This is a genomic window from Caloramator fervidus (assembly GCF_900108045.1).
Classification (GTDB): Bacteria; Bacillota; Clostridia; order Clostridiales; family Caloramatoraceae; genus Caloramator; species Caloramator fervidus.
The window spans coordinates 43,910-65,602 of record NZ_FNUK01000005.1 but is presented as its reverse complement, the minus strand read 5'-3'; the positions used below and the strand labels follow the sequence as shown (position 1 = coordinate 65,602).

The 21,693-nt window shown below is 28.4% G+C and carries 20 protein-coding genes; all 20 read left to right on the top strand.

What is annotated here, in order from left to right:
* The first annotated feature begins 14 nt into the window (after window positions 1-14).
* The 20 genes from C4R78_RS02970 (at window position 15) to C4R78_RS02875 (ending at window position 21,641) form a co-directional block, all read left to right on the top strand.
* Complete coding sequence (locus tag C4R78_RS02970; RefSeq protein ID WP_103895611.1) at window positions 15-1,280, top strand: nucleoside-triphosphatase; 1,266 nt, start codon at window positions 15-17, stop codon at window positions 1,278-1,280.
* Window positions 1,281-1,282: 2 nt separating this feature from the next.
* Window positions 1,283-1,804: an ECF transporter S component gene (locus C4R78_RS02965; RefSeq protein WP_103895610.1), complete on the top strand. Its 522-nt coding sequence runs from the start codon at window positions 1,283-1,285 to the stop codon at window positions 1,802-1,804.
* Between the two features lie 56 nt (window positions 1,805-1,860).
* Complete coding sequence (locus C4R78_RS02960; protein ID WP_103895609.1) at window positions 1,861-4,908, top strand: PD-(D/E)XK nuclease family protein; 3,048 nt, start codon at window positions 1,861-1,863, stop codon at window positions 4,906-4,908.
* A 1-nt stretch (window position 4,909) separates the two neighbouring features.
* Window positions 4,910-8,068 (top strand): UvrD-helicase domain-containing protein, encoded by a 3,159-nt coding sequence (locus C4R78_RS02955; RefSeq protein ID WP_103895608.1) that lies wholly within the window; start codon window positions 4,910-4,912, stop codon window positions 8,066-8,068.
* 71 nt (window positions 8,069-8,139) lie between these two features.
* Complete coding sequence (locus C4R78_RS02950) at window positions 8,140-8,355, top strand: hypothetical protein (protein ID WP_103895607.1); 216 nt, start codon at window positions 8,140-8,142, stop codon at window positions 8,353-8,355.
* 124 nt (window positions 8,356-8,479) lie between these two features.
* Window positions 8,480-8,851: a DUF6514 family protein gene (locus tag C4R78_RS02945; RefSeq protein ID WP_103895606.1), complete on the top strand. Its 372-nt coding sequence runs from the start codon at window positions 8,480-8,482 to the stop codon at window positions 8,849-8,851.
* An 80-nt stretch (window positions 8,852-8,931) separates the two neighbouring features.
* Window positions 8,932-9,291 (top strand): holo-ACP synthase, encoded by a 360-nt coding sequence (gene acpS / locus C4R78_RS02940; protein WP_103895605.1) that lies wholly within the window; start codon window positions 8,932-8,934, stop codon window positions 9,289-9,291.
* Between the two features lie 2 nt (window positions 9,292-9,293).
* Window positions 9,294-10,790: an NAD(P)H-hydrate dehydratase gene (locus tag C4R78_RS02935; protein ID WP_103895604.1), complete on the top strand. Its 1,497-nt coding sequence runs from the start codon at window positions 9,294-9,296 to the stop codon at window positions 10,788-10,790.
* A 60-nt stretch (window positions 10,791-10,850) separates the two neighbouring features.
* Window positions 10,851-11,444 carry a LolA family protein gene (locus C4R78_RS02930; RefSeq protein WP_103895603.1) on the top strand — a complete coding sequence of 198 codons (594 nt, stop codon included), beginning with the start codon at window positions 10,851-10,853 and terminating at the stop codon, window positions 11,442-11,444.
* Window positions 11,445-11,461: 17 nt separating this feature from the next.
* A complete protein-coding gene (alr, locus tag C4R78_RS02925) occupies window positions 11,462-12,622 on the top strand; it encodes an alanine racemase (protein WP_103895602.1) in 1,161 nt (386 codons plus the stop codon).
* A gap of 126 nt (window positions 12,623-12,748) precedes the next feature.
* Window positions 12,749-13,069, top strand: coding sequence for a CopG family ribbon-helix-helix protein (locus tag C4R78_RS02920; RefSeq protein ID WP_103895601.1), 321 nt, complete (start codon window positions 12,749-12,751; stop codon window positions 13,067-13,069).
* Window positions 13,029-13,385, top strand: a complete 357-nt coding sequence (locus C4R78_RS02915) for a type II toxin-antitoxin system PemK/MazF family toxin (protein WP_103895600.1) — start codon at window positions 13,029-13,031, stop codon at window positions 13,383-13,385. Before C4R78_RS02920 ends, C4R78_RS02915 begins: the two co-directional genes overlap by 41 nt.
* Window positions 13,386-13,444: 59 nt before the next feature.
* The gene (locus C4R78_RS02910) at window positions 13,445-14,275 is read left to right on the top strand and encodes a transketolase (RefSeq protein ID WP_103895599.1); all 831 of its coding nucleotides are present in this window, start codon (window positions 13,445-13,447) and stop codon (window positions 14,273-14,275) included.
* Complete coding sequence (locus tag C4R78_RS02905; protein WP_103895598.1) at window positions 14,268-15,206, top strand: transketolase family protein; 939 nt, start codon at window positions 14,268-14,270, stop codon at window positions 15,204-15,206. The genes C4R78_RS02910 and C4R78_RS02905 overlap by 8 nt, the downstream gene beginning before the upstream one ends.
* 135 nt (window positions 15,207-15,341) lie before the next feature.
* Window positions 15,342-16,187, top strand: coding sequence for a YitT family protein (locus tag C4R78_RS02900; protein WP_103895597.1), 846 nt, complete (start codon window positions 15,342-15,344; stop codon window positions 16,185-16,187).
* A gap of 101 nt (window positions 16,188-16,288) precedes the next feature.
* A complete protein-coding gene (ftsE, locus tag C4R78_RS02895) occupies window positions 16,289-16,975 on the top strand; it encodes a cell division ATP-binding protein FtsE (RefSeq protein WP_103895596.1) in 687 nt (228 codons plus the stop codon).
* Complete coding sequence (gene ftsX, locus C4R78_RS02890) at window positions 16,959-17,852, top strand: permease-like cell division protein FtsX (RefSeq protein WP_103895595.1); 894 nt, start codon at window positions 16,959-16,961, stop codon at window positions 17,850-17,852. The genes ftsE and ftsX overlap by 17 nt, the downstream gene beginning before the upstream one ends.
* A gap of 12 nt (window positions 17,853-17,864) precedes the next feature.
* The gene (locus C4R78_RS02885; RefSeq protein ID WP_103895594.1) at window positions 17,865-19,025 is read left to right on the top strand and encodes a murein hydrolase activator EnvC family protein; all 1,161 of its coding nucleotides are present in this window, start codon (window positions 17,865-17,867) and stop codon (window positions 19,023-19,025) included.
* 67 nt (window positions 19,026-19,092) lie between these two features.
* On the top strand, window positions 19,093-20,292 hold the full coding sequence (locus C4R78_RS02880) for a S41 family peptidase (RefSeq protein ID WP_103895593.1): 1,200 nt from the start codon (window positions 19,093-19,095) through the stop codon (window positions 20,290-20,292).
* Window positions 20,293-20,336: 44 nt separating this feature from the next.
* Window positions 20,337-21,641 carry a PDZ domain-containing protein gene (locus C4R78_RS02875; RefSeq protein WP_103895592.1) on the top strand — a complete coding sequence of 435 codons (1,305 nt, stop codon included), beginning with the start codon at window positions 20,337-20,339 and terminating at the stop codon, window positions 21,639-21,641.
* The last annotated feature ends 52 nt before the right edge of the window (window positions 21,642-21,693 follow it).

The following is a 21,693-nucleotide window of genomic DNA, read 5'->3' as shown; positions in this document are numbered from 1 at the left end:
AATGGGTGATAAGTATGAAAAATATATTTTTAACAGGAGATAAAGGGATTGGAAAGAGCACATTATTATTTAAAATTGTCAATAAAATAGATTGTTCGATTGGAGGATTTTATGAGAAAAAGATAGTTTATAGAGATGAAATTAAGTTTGATATGGTTTCGTTATATGATGGTAGATGTAACAACATAATAGGTAAAATAAACAAACATAAACTGCCAGAAATTTATAAAGACATTTTTGAAACTGTTGGCGTAGAAATATTAACGAATAGTTTAAATTATAGAGATTGTATTGTTATGGATGAAATAGGATTTTTTGAAATACAGGCAGAAAATTTTAAAAATAAGGTATTTGAAATACTTGATAGTAGTAAATTAGTTATTGGAGTTTTAAAAAAATGTAATAATGAATTTTTAAATACAATAAAAAACAGGAAGGATGTTGTAATATTTGATGTTACTTTGTCTAATAGGGATTATATTTTTGATGAAATAATTGATTATTTAAAACGTCTAAATATTCCTCTAAAGGGTAAAAGGACTTTTAATATAGATAGATTAAAGGCTAAAGAATATGTAAAGGATTTAAAACTTGATATAAACGATTATCCAAAAAAAATTTTAGAGTTTATAAAAGGAATTGTTGGCAGTTTTAAAGATATTACTATTTTAGATATAGGAAGTGGTCCTGGAACTTTTTCTGTGCCTTTATCAAAGCTTGGAGCAAAGCTTGTTGCGGTAGATTCTTCAATCTACATGTTTGATGCTTTAATTGATGAAGTAAAAAGGCAAAATTTAAATATAAAGTGCCATTTATCTTCCTTTGAATATTTCGATCCTCCTATATGTGATGTTGCTATATGTGCTTTTGCTGCAAATTCTTTAAAGGATCCTTATCAGTTTGAAAAACTTTACAGTAAAGTTAGAAAATATATATTTATAATTACTCAAACAAAAAGTAAAGAGTATGAATTTAGCCTTTATAAGATTTTAAATTTTTTAAATAAAGAAGTAAAAACTTCAAAGCCCTATTTAAATATTGTAAAAATGCTTGATGAAAAAAATTGTGCTTTTTCTGTTAATTTTTTTAAAATAAATTTTCATAAGACCTTTAAAGATTATGACGATATCTATAAATTTGTATGTGAAAGACTAGGTGAAAAATTAAATAGGAGCATGGTTTTTGATTTATTAAAAGATGAAATTATAAAGTATAAGGATGAATTAATTTTATTAAATACTAAAAATTGTTCTGTTATAACTGTTATAAAAGGGGGATAAACATGAGATTTACTATCAAAGAGATGATTTTAATTTCACTTATTGCTGCAATTTCGGTAATTACAAAGCCCTACTTAAAGATTTTAGCAGGGCCTTTACCTATTGCAGGAATTTTAGTGGGATGTATTTATATGATGTGGATTGTTTTAATAGCATTTTTTATTAACAAAAAATTTTGTGCTACTTTGTTTTCTTTAATTCAAGCTATTTTGGTTTTGATTTTAGGATTTGCAGGAAAGTGGGGATTTTGGGTTTTAATAACTTATCCTTTATCTGGGATTGCTGTGGATTTAATATTTTTTATAAAAATAAATGAGTTTTTAAAGGCTATATTATCAGGAGGACTAGCAAATTTTGTTGGGAGTTTATTAGCCATGTTAATATTTGCGTCTAAAGTAAATGATAAGTTTTTTATGCTTTTAGTGTCATTTTTTACAGGAGCTTTGGGAGGAGCAATTGCCTTAGGACTTTATAATTTTGTAAAAAGAGCAGTTTATACAAAGGCAGAAGAAATTTTAAAATGAAGTTTAATTGATAATCACCTTCTAGTTATACTAAAATAAAGCTGGAGGGTGATTTTATGTTTAAAAAATGTATTGAAGTTATAAAAAAAGGCAAGAAGGTTGTATATCTTGCTCCTTCAAGGGAAGTTATAAGTTTTGCAAGGGAAAAAATAATGGAGAATTTGGGGGGACTTTTTTACATAGATGTAATTACCTTTGATGATCTTGCAAGAAATATTGTAATGGATAAACTAGATAGGGAATTAATATCTACAAAAGCTTCGTTAATTATATTACAACAGGTTATAAAGGAAAACTTAAATGATATAAGTTATTTTAATATGGTTGCTTTAAAGAAGGGGTTTGTTATTAGTTTATATAATACAATAAGGAGAATAAAAAAAGAAAACTTATCGCCAAATGAATTTTTAGATAAAGTTAATTCCATAGAAGATAGTCGAATAAAGTTAAAATCTTTAGACGTTTATAGGATTTATGAAAAATATCAAGAAAAACTTAATAGGTTAAAACTTTATGATATGGATGATCTTTTAAGGTTTGCATCAGATAATGTTAAAGATTCTCAGTATTTAAAGGATGTTGAGCTTATAGTCTTAGATGGTTACTTAGATATATTTAAAAACGAAGAAGCTTTATTAAAATCTATAAAGAATTGTTATAACAATATAAATTTTATAGGTAATATACCATTAAGAACTGATTTTATAGATTTATTTATAGAAAAGGAAATTTTAAGGGTATATAAAGATTTGAAGGTAGAAATTTATGAAGAAAATAAAACTGGAGATTTTAAGCTTTTAGCTAAAAAGCTTTTTACTTTTGAAAGGTTAGAAAAAGATTTAAACTTAAAGATTATTAATGCTCCTTGTATTGAAGATGAAGTAAGACAAGCGGCAAGGATAATAAAAGATATTATAATGAATGATGAAACTGAACTTGATAAAATAGCTTTAATAGTAAATGACTTAGAAAGCTATCAAAGTTATATATTAGATATATTTAACGAATATGAAATACCTGTAATGCTGGCTGATTTTGAAAATCTTAAAAACATACCATTGATAAGAAGTATTTTAAATTTAATTACTTTAAGATTCGATTTGTTTGATAAAAATAAACTAGAGGATGTATTGTTATCCCCTTATCTTTTTGATTTAGATGATAAAGAAAAGTTAAGGGAAGTTTTAAATTTAACATATAAAGGTGAAAAAACAAGGGAATATATTGAAAAGCTTATTAACAGCGATTTTGAATTAAAGGAAAATATAAAAAAATTAAAGGAATGGATTGATTTTATAGATTCAATTTTAAAAGTAAAAGATAATGATTTATTTGAAAATTTTAAGGGGATGGTTGTAGGCATAATTGATAAGCTAAAAGTAAAGCAGAAAATAATGAAGGCATATAAAGAAGGTTTGATCCCAATTGATATTGCATTAAGGGACATGAAAGCTCTGTTAGCTTTTTTAGATCTTTTAGAGGAGCTTAATAATTCCTATAAGCTTTTGCGAAATAGTATATCCTTTGAAGAATTTATAGAAATTATAAATGAAAATATTAATGAAGTTTCAGTTACTTTAAAAAATAAACCAAGCTATGGAATAAAAGTTTTATCCCCAGATCTTATAAGAGGTATAAGTTATGATTATGTTTTAATTTTAGGACTTAATGAAGGAATTTTTCCTAGAAACTTTGGGACTTCAGGGATATATACGTCAAGGGAAAAGGAAATTTTTTATAAAAATGGAATAAACCTTGGAGCAAGATCCTTTGAATATGATAAAGAAAAAATAAGGTTTATAATGTCAATAGCATCTTGTGAAAAAGGTATTTTTTTAAGTTATAGAACATCTAATGAAGATGGGTCATATATTATAAAGTCTGCATTTTTAGATGAGGTTATTTTTACTTTAGGAATTGAGGAAAAGGTAAAAAAACTTTATCAAAGGTGCATGAGGGATAGATTTAATTTAAAAATAGAAAACATATATACCAAAAAGGAATTGATAAACTCTTATTCATTAGGATTTTATGATGATGCAAAATTTTTACAAAAACTTGATGAATTGACTTTAAGTTATATTCAAAAGGGGAAGGAAATGGAGTTTTTAAGATGGAGTGAAAAGTTTACAAATTATGATGGGTTAGTTGGTGAAAACAAGGCTCAAGTTTTTAATTGTGAATATGCTTTTAGTGTATCTACTATAAACTATTTTTTAAATTGTCCTTTTAAGTTTTTTTTAGAAAACCTTATTGAGGTTGGATATGATGAGGAAGATGACATTTTTTCTCACCTTTCGGAAGGAAATTTATATCATGAAGTTTTAAAGGAGTATTATAAGTATTTTATTGATAGAGGATATGAAATAGAATATGATGAGCTTTTTATTGAGGATATAGTTGAGAAGATAATGCGTAAAAAAGGTATTTTAGAAACTAATATTTTGATAAAAAGAAGGAAAGCAGAAATTTTAAATGTTATTAAAAGTTTCTTAAAGAAAGATATAGAATTTTTAAATAAATTCAATTTAAGACCTATATTGGTTGAGCATACCTTTGTTTCTGAAAAAATAATAGAGGGTGTTAAAATAAAAGGAAGAATAGATAGGGTGGATATGGAGATATTAGATGGAAAACCAACAGGATATTTTGTAGTATATGATTATAAAAAAGGAGATGTTAAAGATAAAAATTTAATTGGAATTTTAAAGGGGAATGATATTCAAATTTCAACTTACTTTTATGTGGTTCAGAATATTTTAAGGGAAAAAGGTTTTGACCCAAAAGCTATTGCTCTTTTATATTACAGCATAAAAAATACAGCAAAAGAAGGAAAACCAAAGTATAGTGGAATTATAATAGAAGATACAAAAAATAAAATTGGAGTAAAAGGAAAAACTGTAACTTTATCTTGTGATAATTTTGATACTGTCCTTGAATATATAAAGAAAAGCCATATTGAATCAAGAATAGAAAGGATAAAAAAAGGAGATTTTACTTTACCTTTAAATTGTCCAAAGAAAGGTTTTAATAAATTTAGCTGTTCTTTTTCAGATATATGTAGGTATGAGCTTGATAGGATTTTAAAGAAGGCAAGGTGGTAAAATGGATGTAGAAAAAATAAAAGAGATTTATGAGGTAAATGATGAACAAGCTTTAGCTCTTGATATAAACAAAAATATTGCTTTACATGCAGGAGCAGGCTCAGGGAAAACACGGGTTTTAACTAGGAGGTTTTTAAGGCTTTTACTTGAGACAAGCTGCGATATCGATGATATTGTTGCAATAACCTTTACTAAAAAAGCAGCTTTAGAAATGAAAAGTAGAATTTTAGAGTTGGTAAATCAGTTTGTTTTAAAAAGCAATGATAATTTGAAAAGCAAACTTATAAAGATTAAGGAAAAATTAGATCAAGCAAACATTTCAACATTTCATAGCTTCTGCGATAAAATAATAAGGGAGTATTATTATAAATTGGAGCTTGAGCCTATGTATCAAATAATTGAGGAAGTTGATTCTGAAACTATATTAACAAAAATAATTGAAGATGTTATAGAGGAATTTTTACAAGATACATCTTTTGAAGAACATTTTGATGCTTTATTTGAACAATTTGGTATAGAATATGTTTCAAAGGGAACTTTTAATAAAGAAATAAAAAAAATGTATAGAAAAATAAGGGAAAAAGGCAGTGATATAAATGAAGTATTATCAAAAACTATGGATAATTTAAGTAAATTTTATAAAAATGATAGTGAAAAGTTAAAGAAGATAGAAAAAATTGAAGTTTTAGTGGCAAATTTAATATATAAAATAAATGAAAAATATACCCAATTAAAACTTAAGGAAGGACTTCTTGACTTTAATGATTTAGAAATTTTAACTTTAAAGCTTTTAAAAGAGCATGAGGATGTTAGAGAAGATTTGATAAAAAGATATAAATATTTTTTAGTTGATGAGTTTCAAGATACAAACGATATACAATTTGAAATTCTTAAGAATTTAGTAGGTGATATTGAAAAAGTACATGATGGAAAATTATTTGTTGTTGGAGATATAAAACAATCCATATACTCTTTTAGAGGTACAAATTATAAAGTTTTTGAAAAAGTAACTGAGATGATACAAAAAAAGGGTGAGAAACTTACTTTATCAATCAATTTTAGAAGTCATGATGATTTAGTTAAAATTATAAATGACATGTTTGATGAAGTTATTGAAGGATATGAGAAAATAAAATGTTCAGGAAAAGTCTTGGGGTTAGCTGGATTTGAATATAAATTTTTTCAAAAAAGTAAAAAGGAAGAATCAAATTTAAAAGAAAAAATGGAGGATATAAAAGAAAGACTAAGAACTGGGAAAATACAAGTAGAAGATCTTAAGATTTTTGACTATAAAGATGAAATTAATATTGCTTCAAGGGATGAAGAAGTTGAGTTTATAATAGATAGGATAAATAAGCTAATTCAAAATGGATTTGACTATAAAGACATAGTTATCTTAATAAGAGATAGAAATGATGTTGAAGAGTTAGAACGGGCCTTTAAGAAAAATAATATTCCATATACTTTAGTTGGGGGTATAGGTTATTTTTCAAAGCAGGAAGTATTAGATATTATAAATATGCTAAAGTATTTTTATAAGTTTAACGATGAAGTAGCTCTTTTGGGTTTTTTAAGAAGTCCCTTTGTTGGATTTTCTGATGACTTAATAGTTGATATGTTTAAGCTTTTAAGAGAGGGGAATAGTTTTAGGGATATTGCAGAAAAGATGTCTTTAGATGAATTTAAAAGGAAAATATTATATAAGATAGAAGAACTTAAAGGCTTAGTTCCTTATTATACTGTTCATAAATTTTTATGTAAGGTGATTGAGGATTTAAAGATAAAAGAGATACTTTTGTCTTTAGAAAATGGAATTCAAAAATATAGGAATGTGGAAAAGTTTATTGAAATAGCTAGGGAATTTGATAATAAAGGAATATTTACTTCTTTTGACTTTATAGAGTATATTGAAAATTTAAAAGAAATATCCTCAAAAGAAGGGGAGGCATTTTTAGACACAGAGGATAGCGATGCAGTAAAGATAATGACAATTCATGCTTCAAAGGGATTAGAATTTGAAATAGTATTTGTTCCAGGACTTGATAGGGTTATTAAAAAAGAGTATAAGCAAAAGTTTATATACCATAAGGAATATGGAATAGTTGCTTGTCATAAATTAGAGGGATTTGAACAAAATCTATTTGATGATTTAAAAAAGGAAATTGAACAAGAGGAGTTAAATGAAGAGATAAGGATACTGTATGTAGCTTTGACAAGAGCTATAAGGTTTCTTGGATTTTCAGGTTATGAAAAAGATGAAAAGTATATAACTTATATAAGTAAATTTAAGAATAAAGATTTAGATTCTTATGTTAACCTAACAAAGAAATTTTTTGATTTTAAAAAGGATAAAGGAAAATGTTTACAAAACGAAGTTAAAAGTGTTAATATACTTAAAAGATTGGAATTTAAACCAGAATATATTACAAAGTCAGTTGTAAGCGTTTCAAGGTATATGACATATAAAGAATGTCCTAAAAAATATTATTTTAAGTATATAGCAAAATTAGAGGAAGATGATTTAATTTATTATGAGGATTTAAATGAAGATGAAAAAATAAAAGTTCTTAATGGTGCTAAAAAGGGAACCTTAGTTCATAAAGCGTTGGAAGATTATTTGAATAAAGGATATTTTCATTTAAACAATGAGTTTAAGTATATAGAAAGATATTTAGAAAATTTCAAAAAAATAGAAGATACCTATAAAGTCTTAAATAAAGGAGATAAAGTAAAAAGTGAAGCTGAAGTTAGCTTTAAAGTTTTAGTTCCGCAAAGCAGTATATCTGTGTTTGGAATAATAGATAGGGTGGATATATTCAATGTAGATGGATTTTATAACATAAATATAATAGATTATAAAACTAATAAAATAAAAGATGTAAAAGATATTATAGAATATTATAAGCCACAATTTATAATATATTACTATGCTATAAAAAGTATAACTAAAAATATATTATCTAACTTAAAGGATATAAAAACTTATATGTATCTTTTAGATATAGGAGAGCTAATTGAGATAAACTTTAATGAGGATGAAATAAATTATATTTTGAAGGATTTGAAAAATATTTTTGAAAACATGGAAAATAAAAATTTTAGTGATTTTAAAAGTATTGAGTGTAACGGCAATTGCAACTTTAAAGAGCTTTGTAAATAGAGGATGCAAAAGTTTGTATCCTCTTTTTATTTTTTGGAGAAAATAAATTAAAAAACGAAGGAGGAATAAAAATGACAAGTTATGAGGTTTATGTTGATGGGGAGTTTATCGGTGATGTTGTTTTAACTAAGGAAAAACCTGAGGATATTCCTTCCTATTTGACAAAGGAGGGATATAAAGATTTTCAGTTTCAAATAGAAGGAAATAAAATTTTCATAAATACTATAAATAGACAGCTTTCTGAAAAGATGAGAAATCATCTTGAAATATATTTAAATATTAAGTAATATTTGTGATTTTTATGTCGTTTTATAGAATAATTTTTTATAATTTTTATACTAAATTATAACAAATTTTTAAAGGAAAGAATGATAAAATTTAAGCAGTAATTAAGTATATGGGGTGGGGAAAATGAGAATAAAAAATGAACTTTGTCACTGTTATGTAGTTGCGGATAACTTTAAAAATATATTGTATAGGTATTATCTTGTAGAGACTAGCAAATTAATTAATTTTAAGGATAAATATGTTAATGTTGTAGGATATGGAATATGTATAACTTCTGAACAAGTAAAAGATGAAGGAAACATTTTATTAGAGGAAGAAATGATAGAGTTTATATCTCCTTATAAAAATAAGGTTGAGGATTTAATTGACAAATTAGCTAAAAATCAGGTATCCCCTGTTCATTTAATAGATGTTGTTGGTGAGTTATGTGACAGATGGGTTGATGATTTTGAAAAGGACTTAAATGAAAAGTATATAAAATATGCCATAGCATAATTATCCCCATTTTTAAGTGGGGATAATTTTTTGCATTTTTTAAAGAGTTGATTTATAATCTAAGTAAGGGGTAGTTTTTTATGATTTTAGGCGTTGGAGTAGATATTATAGAGATAAACAGAATAGAAAAGATTATAAAAAAAAATAAAAGATTTTTAACTAAGATATATACAAATAGGGAGTTAGATTATTTAAAAGAAAAAAATTTTGAAAGTTACGCAGGATATTTTTGTGCAAAGGAAGCTGTATCTAAAGCTCTTGGCACTGGAATTACTTTTAAGTGGACTGATATAGAAATTTTAAAGGATGGGTCAGTTCCTATTGTTGTTCTACATAACAAAGCTTTTCAAGCAGCAAATCAAAAAGGAATTAAGAGGGTTCATATCAGCATTTCCCATTGTAGGGACTATGCAACAGCCTTTGCAGTTGCGGAGGGATAGGTATGTTTGTTGTTTCTTCTGAAGATATGAAACAAATAGATAAAAGGGCTATAGAAAAATATAAGATTCCAGGAATTATTCTTATGGAAAATGCAGCTTTTGCTGTGCTAGAAGAGATAGAGAAATTAAAACCTAGGAATGTTACTATAGTATGTGGAATAGGCAATAACGGAGGAGATGGTTTTGCTCTTGCAAGATTGCTTTTAAATAAAAATTATGAGGTAGATGTTTTTTGTTTTCCTGATAAAACAAAGGTAAAGGGCGATGCAAAGGTTAACTTAGATATTTTAATTAATATGGGCTTGGAAATAAAAAGTGATTTAGAAAAATTAAGGGAAAAAGTTAAAAGTTCGGATCTTGTAGTTGATGCAGTGTTAGGAACTGGCATTTCAGGAGAGGTTAGAGATGATATAAAAAAAGTTATAGATGTAATTAATGATGCAAATAAAATTTTATCTGTAGATATTCCTTCAGGAATAAGCAGTGATGATGGAAAGTGTTTAGGAAAGTGTGTCTTTGCAGATATTACAGTAACCTTTGAGTGCTTGAAGTTTGGGCATATATTAGGAGAGGGAAGGGAAGCTTCAGGAAAGGTTTTGGTTAAAAAGATAGGAATTCCAAAAGAATGTATAAAAGAACAAAACATAAAAACTTTAACTAATGATGATGGATATCCTATGTACCTTATAAAAAGGAGGAGGATAGATACTAATAAGGGGAACTATGGTAAAGTTTTTATAATTGGTGGAAACTATAAAATGTCAGGTGCTGTTATTTTAGCGTTAAAATCTGCTTTAAGAAGTGGAGCTGGGCTTGTTTATGGAGTATTTCCAAGGAGCATAATGGATAGAGTAGGAGCTTTGGTGCCAGAGGCAGTATATATTCCTTGTGATGAAAAGAATGGATATATTTTTATAGATGAGGCTAATTTAAACATTATATTAGATAAAGCAGATGCAATAGCTTTTGGAGTAGGTCTTGGAAATTATGATGAGCTTTTTGTTACTTTAAAAGAAATTTTAAAAAGATATGACAAAAATTTAGTTATTGATGCTGATGGTATTAATATTTTATCAAAGGATGTTAGCATTTTAAAAAATTCTAAAGCTAATGTATTGTTAACTCCTCATCCTGCTGAAATGGCAAGGCTTACAGGACTTTGTGTTGAATTTATAAATAAAAATAGGGTTGAAGTTGCAAAAAAGTTTGCTAAAGAATATAGATGTATAGTTTTGCTTAAAGGGGCAAGCACTGTTGTAACCGATGGAGAAAATGTTTATATTAATACAACAGGAAATCCAGGAATGGCAACAGCAGGTAGTGGCGATGTTTTAACAGGCCTTATAGTATCTTTATTAGGTCAGGGATATAATTTGTTTGACTCTGCTGTTTTAGGGGCATATATTCATGGACTTGCAGGAGATAAGGCATACGAAACATATGGCTATGGGCTTGTTGCCCATGATATTTTAAATAATTTTGGATTTTTTATTAGATAAGACATACTAATAAATAAAATAGAATAAATATTAAATGAAATAATATTTCTTGGTGGTTTTGTGGGAAAGATTAAATTTTTATTTTTTATTTTAGTATTTTTAATATCCTGTTCAAGGAAAAATAATTTTGATGATGTTAAACAAAAACTTATAAATATGAAAAGCTATTCAGCGGAAGTGGAAGTGGATGTTTATGGAAATAAAGGGGTATCCCATTATAAGGTAGTTCAATATTTTAAAGAACCTAATTTAGTTAGAATAGAAACCAATGTTCCTTCTTTTTTAAAAGGGAAAATTTTAGTTTTTGATGGAAGGCAGTATTTTATATATCATCCTATTATAAATCAAAAGTATAGTATTCAAAAGCTAAAGGACGATGATGTTTTTATATTTTTAGGAATAATTGATAAAAAAATATTTTTAGATAATAGTCAAATATCTTATAAAAGAATAGGAGATAAAAATTATATTTCCTTTAAGGTAGAACTTAAAGATTCTACTTATCGTAAATATGTTGAACTTTTCTTTAACCAGGATAATATGCTTCCAGAAATAATGACTTTTTATGATGAGGGTGAAAATGTTAGGGTAAATATTTTGTATAATAATTTTAAGTATAATCCTACTTTAGATGATTCCTTATTTAAAATATAGTGATTGGGGGGAAGGGGATGTTTAAAGATTTTAGGCCCTACTATGCTGAAATAAATCTTGATAATTTTAGGCATAATATAAGAGAGGTAAAAAAGCTTGTAAAGGATAAAAAAATAATTGGAGTTATAAAGGCTAATGCATATGGACATGGTGCGGTTGAACTTGCAAGGATTTTAAAAGAAGAAGGTATAAAATATTTTGCTGTAGCTGTTGCTACAGAAGCCTTTGAACTTAGAAACAGTGGATTTAATGAATCTATATTAATTTTAGGATATTCTTCTAAAAATTTTATAAAGGAAATAGTTGAAAAAGATATAACTCAAACGGTATTTAGCTATGAATATGCAAAACTTATTTCAGATGAAGCAGTAAGACAAGGAAAAATTGCAAGGATTCATATAAAAATTGATACTGGAATGGGAAGAATAGGTTTTTTGCCAAACGATGAAGCAATAGAGGAGATAGAAAAAATATCTAAACTTCCTAATATAAAATTAGAAGGAATATATTCCCATTTTTCTTCTGCAGATGAAAAGGACAAATCTTTTTCAAATCTTCAGCTTGAACGTTTTATTGGTATTTTAGACAAGCTTGAAGGTAAGGGAATTTTATTTGATATAAAACATATGGCAAATAGTGCTGCAATAATAGATCTTGAAAATTCTTATTTTGATGCAGTAAGGCCGGGAATAATGCTTTATGGATATTATCCTTCTAACGATGTTGATAAGACAAAAGTAAATTTAAAACCTGTTATGACATTGAAGGCTAACATAGTGCATGTAAAGGAAGTAGAAAAAAATACGCCTATAGGTTATGGAAGGGCTTTTATAACAGAAAGAAAGAGCAAAATAGCTACTTTACCTTTTGGATATGCAGATGGCTTTACTCGTTTATTTTTCCAAAAAGCTAAAGTTATAGTAAATGGTAAGTTATGCCCTGTAGTTGGAAGGATATGCATGGATCAGTGCATGATAGATGTAACTGAGTGTGGGGAAGTTAATGTTGGAGATGAAGTTATAGTTATGGGAAATTTTGACAATACAAAAAATGACGCAGATGTTTTGGCAGAAAGATTAGGAACAATTAGTTATGAAATATTATGTATGGTTTCAAGGAGAGTTCCAAGGGTTTATGTTGAAGATGGTAAAATAGTTTGCATAAAAAACTATGTATAGATATATTTTTTAAATTTTAGGGAATAATTTTAAAGAAAGCATTTGGGCTTGTAGGAATTATAAAGTAATGTTATAATAAGGTAAGCATTTGTAATATACATAGGTTAATTTTTAGGAGGTAATACAATGGCAAACAACAAAAAAATTTTAGTAAGCCTCCCAGAAAATCTACTAGATGAAGTTGATGAATATGCAAGTGAGACTTATAAAAATAGAAGCCAGTTTATTAGGGAAGCAATTATATCATATATAAAGGAGCGAAAGAGAATAGAAATGATTGAAAATATGAAAAAAGGATATTTAGAAATGGCAAAAATTAATATAGAACTTGCAGAGTGTGGAATTACAGTAGAATGTGAAGAGTTAGCTAAATATGAAGCAGGTTTAGCGGAGAGTGATAATTCAAATGGCTCAAATAGTGAAAAGAGGAGATATATTTTATGCTGATTTAAGTCCCGTTGTAGGATCTGAACAAGGTGGCATAAGGCCTGTTCTTGTTATACAAAATGACATAGGTAATAAATACAGTCCTACTGTTATAGTTGCTGCCATAACTTCCCAAATAAATAAAGCAAAACTACCTACCCATGTTGAAATAAAAAGTTCCGAATATGGACTTAACAAGGATTCAGTAATTCTTTTAGAACAAATTAGAACAATAGATAAAAGGCGTTTAAGGGAAAAATTAGGACATATAAGTGATGAAATGATGAAACAGGTTGATTATGCCTTAAAAATAAGTCTTGGACTTATTGAAATATAAGGCACTTAAGGTATCTTAAGTGCCTATCTATATTTAAAATTTTATACATAGGAGGGAAAATGATGCGAGATATTCAAAAGTTAAAGGAAATAGCATTAACACTAAGAAAAGATATTATTAAAATGCTAACAGAATCTGGTTCAGGACATCCTGGTGGTTCATTATCAGCAGTTGAAATATTAACTGCGCTATATTTTAGTGAGATGAGGATAGACCCTAACAATCCAAGATGGGAAGATAGAGATAGATTTGTTTTGTGTAAAGGTCATGCAGCCCCTGTTTTATATGCAGCTCTTGCAGAAAGAGGATTTTTTGATAAAAAGCATCTATCAACTTTAAGAAAGTTAGGCTCAATTTTACAAGGGCATCCTAACATGAACGATACTCCAGGTGTTGATATGTCAACAGGTTCATTAGGTCAAGGATTATCAGTAGCAAATGGTATGGCCCTTGCTGGAAAGTTAGATAACAAAGATTATAGGGTATATGCTCTTTTAGGTGATGGAGAAATTGAAGAAGGTCAAGTTTGGGAAGCAGCTATGACAGCAGCTCATTATAAACTTGATAATTTGACAGCTTTCCTTGACCATAATGGATTACAGATAGATGGTCCTGTATCTGAAGTTATGAACGTAGAGCCAGTTGATGAAAAGTTTAAAGCTTTTGGATGGCATGTTATAGTTATTGATGGTCATGATTTTGAACAAATTTTTAAAGCTATTGATGAAGCAAAGGCTACTAAAGGTAAACCAACAATTATAATAGCCAACACAATAAAAGGAAAAGGTGTTTCATTTATGGAAAATGTTGTAGGATGGCATGGAACTGCACCAAATAAAGAGCAGTGCGAAAAGGCTTTAGCTGAACTTGGAGGTGATACAAATGCCTAATTTAGCTACAAGAGAAGCTTATGGTAAGGCACTTGTTGAACTTGGAAAGGAAAATAAAAATATAGTTGTTCTTGATGCCGACCTTTCAAAATCTACAAAAACATCTGATTTTGCAAAGGCTTTTCCAGAAAGATTTTTTAATATTGGTATAGCAGAAGCAGACCTTATGGGAACTGCAGCAGGTCTTGCAACTTGTGGTAAAATTCCTTTTGCTAGCACATTTGCTATATTTGCTGCAGGAAGGGCCTTTGAACAGATAAGAAATTCTATATGCTATCCAAATCTTAACGTAAAAATTGCGGCAACCCATGCAGGAATTACAGTAGGAGAAGATGGTGCATCTCATCAAGCAATAGAAGATATTTCTTTAATGAGGAGTATACCCAATATGACAGTTATAGTTCCTTGTGATGATGTTGAAACTATAGCAGCAGTTAAAGCAGCAGCTGAGTATGTAGGACCTGTTTATATAAGATTAGGACGCTCATCGGTTCCAACTATAAATGATGAAAATACATATAAGTTTGAAATAGGAAAAGCAGTTAAATTAAAAGAAGGAAAAGATGTAACTATATTTGCAACAGGAATTATGGTAAGCGAAGCATTAAAAGCATATGATATTTTAAAAGAAAAAGGATATGAAGCAGAAGTTATAAATATTCATACTATAAAACCTATAGATTCTAAAGCTATAATTGAGTCAGTAAGCAAAACAGGCTGTGCAGTAACTTGTGAGGAACATAACATAATTGGAGGCCTTGGAAGTGCAGTTTGTGAAGTTTTAGCAGAATACAGACCAGCTCCAGTAAAGAGAGTAGGGGTAAAGGATACATTTGGAGAATCTGGAAAGCCAGCTGAACTTATGAAGCATTATGGATTAACAGCTGAAGACATAGTCAAAGCAGCCATTGAAGCTATAAAAATGAAATAATATCCGGGATTTATTCCCGGATAATTTTATGTTGAAAAAAGTAAAAAAATATGATATATGTATTAAAATGCGGAATTGAAGATGACTTTGTCTATTTCCTGGGTAATATATCATTTTATGTGGGGAGGTGGTAGCATGAAAAAATTAAAGGAATATATTTTAACTACCATAGGATTGATATTTGTAGCTATTGGTGTTGAATATTTTTTGGTCCCAAATAATTTGGCGGCAGGTGGAGTTAGCGGTCTTGCTATTGTTGTTAATCATTATTTTCCTTCTATATCAGTAGGTTCTTTTATGCTTGCAGCTAACATAGTATTATTTATAATTGCTTTTATTTTAATAGGTCCAAGTTTTGGAGCAAAGACTATTTATGCTAGTTTAGGACTTTCAGGAATTATATGGATTATGGAGAAATACTTTCCTATATCAAAACCATTTACAAATAATTTGTTGTTGGAACTTATATATGGTATATTAATTGCTGGGGTTGGAATGGGTATAGTGTTTAATCAAAATGCGTCAACTGGTGGAACGGATATAATAGCAAAAATATTAAACAAATTTTTTCATATTAACATAGGAAAAGCATTATTGGTATCTGATTTAATTGTTACTTTAGCAGCTTTATTTACTTTTGGTATAGAAAAGGGTATGTATGCTCTTTTAGGTGTTATATTAAATGGATTTGTAATTGACGAAGTAATACAGGGAATTAACACTGTAAAGGAAGTAAAAATAATAAGCGACAAAGAGGAAGAAATAAAGAAATTTATAATAGATGAATTAGGAAGAGGAGTTACAATCTATCACGCAAGAGGAGGATTTACGAACGAGGAAAAGGATATGTTAGTTGTTCTTTTAAGTAGGCGTGAATTTATTAGATTAAGGGAATATATAAAACAAATAGATAACAAAGCTTTTATAACTGTAAGCAATGTTCATGAGGTATTTGGAGAAGGATTTAAAAATCTTGATTAAAGCACCTAATTTAGGTGCTTTTTTGTATTAAATATGTTAATTTTTTTGTTTTTTATGTTATAATACATTTAGTATAAAAGTCGAAGCAAGGGGATGTGTGTATGATAGAGTTTAGAAATGTATCCAAAATTTATGGAAATAATCATATTGCTTTGTCGAATATTAGTTTAAGTATAAAAAAAGGAGAATTTGTATTTTTAGTTGGTCCAAGTGGAGCAGGTAAGACAACGTTTATAAAGCTTTTATTAAAGGAGATTGAACCAACTAGCGGGCAAATTATAGTTAATGGTGTTGATATTACTCAACTTAAAAGAAGAAAAGTTCCTTTTTATAGAAGAAACATAGGGGTAGTATTTCAAGATTTTAGGCTTTTATCTGATAAAACTGTTTATGAAAATATAGCATTTGCAATGGAGATTGCAAATGCTAGTTCAAAGGATATTAAAAGGAAGGTTCCTCAGTTATTATCTTTGGTAGGACTACTTAATAAAGAGAAGTTTTATCCTCACCAGCTTTCAGGAGGAGAACAGCAAAGAGTCGCAATAGCAAGGGCTTTAGCTAATAATCCAAGTCTTATAATATGCGATGAGCCCACAGGAAATTTAGATCCTGAAAATTCATGGGCTATAATGGAGCTTTTAAATGAAATAAACAAAAGTGGGACAACTATTGTGATGGCTACCCATGCAAAGGACATAGTAGATGCTATGAGAAAAAGAGTTGTTGCACTTGAAAAAGGAGTCATAATAAGAGATGAACAAAGGGGCGTATATGGATATGATGATTAGAAGAATAAAGTATTTTTTAAAGGAAGGAATAAAAAACATTGTAAGAAATAGAGTAATGGCTATTGCATCTATAAGTACGGTTGCAGCTTCATTATTTATATTAGGCATATTTTTGGTTTTGGCTTTAAATGTAAACAAAGCTGCAGAGGGAATAGGAAAAACTTTAGAAATAAAGGTATTTCTAAAGGATGACGTAACCACTTTAAAAAAGAATGAAATTGAGAGGAATATAAAAAATATAAAGGGGGTTTCACAGGTAATTTATATTTCAAAGGAACAAGCCCTTGAAGATTTAAAAAAGAGGTTAGGTGAAAATAAAGTTATTGCTGAAGGTTTTGAAATGGACAATCCTCTTCCTCAATCTTTTGTTGTTAAGGTTGAAAAGCCTGAATTTATTTCAGATGTTTCAAAAAAGATTTCTACATTTGAAGGTATAGAAAAAATATATGATGGAAAAGGAATAGTGGAAAAGTTAATTAGATTTACAAATATAGTAAGGGTTGTAAGTTATGTTTTAATGGGAGTTCTTGCAGTTATTTCTTCGTTTTTAATATCTAATACTATAAAGCTTGCGGTATATGCAAGAAGGCGTGAGATTAGTATAATGAAATATTTAGGAGCTACCGATTGGTTTATAAAGTGGCCATTTATAATAGAAGGGGTGCTTTTAGGATTTTTAGGCTCTGTTTTTTCTATTTTAGTTTTATATTACTCTTATTCTTATTTAGTAAATCATGTATCCTTAAACTTGGTTTTATTTGATTTGGTTTCGGCAAATATATTGCTAAGTTTTATTTATAAAAAGTTTATGTTAATGGGAATTTTGATAGGAGGACTTGGAAGTTATTTAGCAGTTAAAAGATATCTTGTTTTGTAAGGGGGTGGGAAAGTGAGAAAAATAGCCTTGTTTTTAACTTTTATTTTGTTTTTTACTACGTTTACTGTAAAAGCTGATGAACTGACAAAAAAGAAACAGCAGCTTAAAGAAGTAAAATCAAACATAGAAAATTTAAAGGACAAAATTGACGACATTAAAGATGAAAAACAAGAGGTAATGAAAAAAATTAAGGAATATGAAAGTAAAGTTACAAAGATTCAAAATGAGATAGATGATATAAACTATCAAATATCTCAGAAAAAAGAAGAAATAAAAAAGACCAATAAGGAACTTGAAAAAGCAGTAGAAGAGTTTGAAAGTGAAAAGGATTTATATGGTAAAAGATTAAGAGCGTTGTATATGGAAGGAAATATTGGATATTTAGATGTTCTTTTAGCTTCAGAAAGTTTTTCGGATTTTATTTCAAATTATGAACTGTTTAATAGGATAATAGATTATGATAAAAATCTTTTAAAAGAGATGAAGAAAAAACAAGAAGAAATAAAGGCTAAAAAAGAAGCTTTAGAAAGGCAGCAAATGACTCTTTTAGCCCTTCAAAAGGAGCAGATGAGTAAAAAATATGAATTATCCCAAGCTGTTGAAGAGCAAAGAGGATATTATAAAAAACTTCAAGAAAATCAAAATGAACTAGAAAGGTTGCTTGATGAAGAATTACAAGAGTCTAAAAGGCTTGAAGCACAAATAAAACAACTTCAAGCAGAGCTTGCAAAAAGAAGTGGAGGCTCAAGAGTATATTCTGGTTCTAAGACAGGTATAATAAAAGTTAGTGATATAGGATATGTTCCTAGGGTAACGTCATATTTTGGATATAGATTCCACCCAATACTTCAAAAGTGGAAAATGCATACAGGTATTGATATTGCAGTCCCAACTGGAACTCCTATATATGCTATGTCCGATGGAGAAGTTATAATTGCTCAGTATTTAAATGGATATGGATATACGGTTGTAATAGATCATGGTGGTGGAGTAACTTCCCTTTATGCCCATTTATCAAGAATTCTTGTTTATGAAGGACAAAAGGTAGAAAAAGGAGATATGATAGCAAAGTCAGGAAGTACAGGATATTCAACAGGACCGCACCTTCACTTTGAGGTAAGGATAAATGGTGAACCAGTTAATCCAGAACCTTATTATATTGTTGGACAATAATTTGGTAATAAAATATAAAAAAATTTAATAAAATAAAAAAGAAGGTTTGGCTTAAGAGGTGTTAATTATGGATAAAAAGGTTAAATTGAAACATGCTATAGTTGCTTTAATTGTAACTAACTTAATAACTGCAGTAGCAGTTTCTGTTTTGCCTATACCTTTTTTTGGAGGAAAGAGGATTGTTTCAAAAGTTGAATATGATTTCTTAAAGAAGTATGAAAAAATGTTTAGAGTTGAGAATATAGTAACAAACAGTTATGTTGACAAACAAAATATTGATGAGAAAAAAATGATTGACGGAGCAATAACTGGTATGGTAGATGCCATAGGAGATCCTTATACGGTATATTTAGATAAAAAGCAGTTTGAAGAGCTTTTAACTCAAACAAGGGGAACCTATGGTGGTGTTGGAATAGTTGTTGGAGAAAAGGATGGCAAATTAACGGTTGTAGCTCCTATAGAGGGAAGTCCAGCAGAAAAGGCAGGAATAAGATCAGGAGATATTATTTTAAAAGTTGATGGAAAAGAAATCACGGCAAGAGATATTGATAAAGCCGTTACGATGATGAGGGGAAAGGAAGGAACAAAGGTAGTTTTAACTATATATAGAGAAGGAAAGGGAGTAAAAAATTACGAACTTATAAGGGATGTAATTGTTCTTAAAACTGTAAAGAACAAAGTTTTAAGCGATAATATAGGGTATATTAGAATAAGTTCTTTTGATGAGAATACCTTTAAAGAGTTTGAGAATGCAATTGATGAGCTTCAAAAGAAAAATATAAAGGGACTTGTTTTAGACCTTAGGGATAACCCTGGGGGATTGCTTGAGGCTTCTGTTAATATAGCTGATATGCTTTTACCTCAAGGAACAATAGTTTATACAATAGATAATAATGGTAAAAAGGAAGTTTGGAAATCAGATTCTAAAAACATAGGAATTCCCTTGGTTGTGTTAGTAAATGAAGGAAGTGCAAGTGCCTCTGAGATATTAGCAGGAGCAATAAGGGATTTTAAAGCAGGAACTCTTATAGGAACAAAAACCTTTGGAAAGGGACTTGTTCAAAATGTTATTGATTTAAAGGATGGAACAGGGGTAAAGGTTACAATTGCAAGATATTATACTCCAAAGGGAGAATGCATACAGGGAAAAGGAATAATTCCTGATATAATTTATGATATGCCTAAAGAGCTTAAAGATAAGGAAGTATCTATAGATAATGATCCACAAATTAAAAAGGCTTTGGAGATATTAAAATCAAAAATATAAGGGTGTCTTAAGACACCCATTATTAATATTTATGGAGGTATAATATGGAAATTATAAGTTTGATTAAATTTACAATTAAGGTATTTGCGCAGGGTGTTGTTAGTTTTTTATTTCAACCTATAGCATGGATATTTTTGTTTATTTTATATTTGCAGTATAAAAGGATATATAGATTACAAAAAGAGATGTACTTTGGAGATTTAAAATATAGTATTAAAGATATGATGGTAACATCTATATTATCAGGTATTTTAGCAGCACTTTTTATAAATATTTTAATGACTTTAGTAGGAATAACATTTTCAAACAGTGTAGGCTTACAAATAGTAGTGCTAATTTCATTAATATTGTTAACCATAAATCCAAGATATGTTTGTTTATCTTATTCTGGAGGTTTGTTTAGTTTATTTTTGATTATAAGCAAATATTTAATAGATAAGGATATTATTAATTCAAAAAGTTTTATTGAATTTATAAATTTTATAAACATAGATATTCCTTCTTTAATGGCTATAATTGGAATAATGCATTTGATAGAAGCTGTTCTTATTTGGATTGATGGTTATAAGGCAGCAACCCCTGCTTATATGAAAAAGGAAGATAAAATAATTGGAGTATATGTTATTCAAAGATTTTGGCCTATTCCTCTTATATTTTATTTTTTAATGAAAGGAACCGTTTCTTTGGGGGATTTAGTATCAACTCCTGATTGGTGGCCTTTATTTAAACCTTCAATTAAGAGCATTGATTTAAAAAATGCTGTATTTATGGCTATTCCTGTTTTTGCAATGTTAGGCTATGGAGATTTTGCTATTTCAACAGATGTAAAGACAAAAGTAAAAAGAACATCAATTCATTTAATATTTTTTAGCATAATTTTAATCTTTTTAGCATTTTTTGCGATTAAATATAATATTTTTGCTTTTGTAGCTTCTATTTTTTCTCCTATTGCCCATGAGTTTTTAATTATTTATGAAAGATATATTGAAAATAAAAAACCTCCTCTGTGGATAAGAAGGGAAGATGGAATAGTAGTTTTAGATTCTATGCCGAATTCTGTTGCCGAAAAAATGGGGATAAAGGCAGGAGATAAGATTGTAGCCATAAATAATTATCCTATAAGAAATCTTGAAGATTTAATAAACTTTTTTCAAAGTTATTATAACTATGTTTGGGTTGAAGTAGTAGATGTTTATGGAAATAAGAAATTGTATGAATATAAAGATTATCAAAATGGAATTTCTGAACTTGGAATTTTAACTATTCCAAAGTATGCTTTTAACATCCCAATAATTGAAGACAGAAGAAGATTACTTAGTTTAATTAAATCAAGATTTAAAAAGCAGTAACATTTTTAAGTGATGTGCATATTATTAAAATAGAGTTTTATTTTTGGAGGAG

Excerpts from the sequence above, each read along its gene's own strand:
- C4R78_RS02965 (WP_103895610.1), top strand. The coding sequence starts at position 1,283 with ATGAGATTTACTATCAAAGAGATGATTTTAATTTCACTTATTGCTGCA.
- C4R78_RS02935 (WP_103895604.1), top strand. The coding sequence starts at position 9,294 with ATGTTTGTTGTTTCTTCTGAAGATATGAAACAAATAGATAAAAGGGCT.
- C4R78_RS02905 (WP_103895598.1), top strand. The coding sequence starts at position 14,268 with ATGCCTAATTTAGCTACAAGAGAAGCTTATGGTAAGGCACTTGTTGAA.
- acpS (WP_103895605.1), top strand. The coding sequence starts at position 8,932 with ATGATTTTAGGCGTTGGAGTAGATATTATAGAGATAAACAGAATAGAA.
- C4R78_RS02875 (WP_103895592.1), top strand. The coding sequence starts at position 20,337 with ATGGAAATTATAAGTTTGATTAAATTTACAATTAAGGTATTTGCGCAG.
- alr (WP_103895602.1), top strand. The coding sequence starts at position 11,462 with ATGTTTAAAGATTTTAGGCCCTACTATGCTGAAATAAATCTTGATAAT.
- C4R78_RS02900 (WP_103895597.1), top strand. The coding sequence starts at position 15,342 with ATGAAAAAATTAAAGGAATATATTTTAACTACCATAGGATTGATATTT.
- C4R78_RS02960 (WP_103895609.1), top strand. The coding sequence starts at position 1,861 with ATGTTTAAAAAATGTATTGAAGTTATAAAAAAAGGCAAGAAGGTTGTA.
- C4R78_RS02915 (WP_103895600.1), top strand. The coding sequence starts at position 13,029 with ATGGCTCAAATAGTGAAAAGAGGAGATATATTTTATGCTGATTTAAGT.
- C4R78_RS02910 (WP_103895599.1), top strand. The coding sequence starts at position 13,445 with ATGATGCGAGATATTCAAAAGTTAAAGGAAATAGCATTAACACTAAGA.
- ftsX (WP_103895595.1), top strand. The coding sequence starts at position 16,959 with ATGGATATGATGATTAGAAGAATAAAGTATTTTTTAAAGGAAGGAATA.
- C4R78_RS02920 (WP_103895601.1), top strand. The coding sequence starts at position 12,749 with ATGGCAAACAACAAAAAAATTTTAGTAAGCCTCCCAGAAAATCTACTA.
- ftsE (WP_103895596.1), top strand. The coding sequence starts at position 16,289 with ATGATAGAGTTTAGAAATGTATCCAAAATTTATGGAAATAATCATATT.
- C4R78_RS02880 (WP_103895593.1), top strand. The coding sequence starts at position 19,093 with ATGGATAAAAAGGTTAAATTGAAACATGCTATAGTTGCTTTAATTGTA.
- C4R78_RS02970 (WP_103895611.1), top strand. The coding sequence starts at position 15 with ATGAAAAATATATTTTTAACAGGAGATAAAGGGATTGGAAAGAGCACA.
- C4R78_RS02945 (WP_103895606.1), top strand. The coding sequence starts at position 8,480 with ATGAGAATAAAAAATGAACTTTGTCACTGTTATGTAGTTGCGGATAAC.
- C4R78_RS02950 (WP_103895607.1), top strand. The coding sequence starts at position 8,140 with ATGACAAGTTATGAGGTTTATGTTGATGGGGAGTTTATCGGTGATGTT.
- C4R78_RS02955 (WP_103895608.1), top strand. The coding sequence starts at position 4,910 with ATGGATGTAGAAAAAATAAAAGAGATTTATGAGGTAAATGATGAACAA.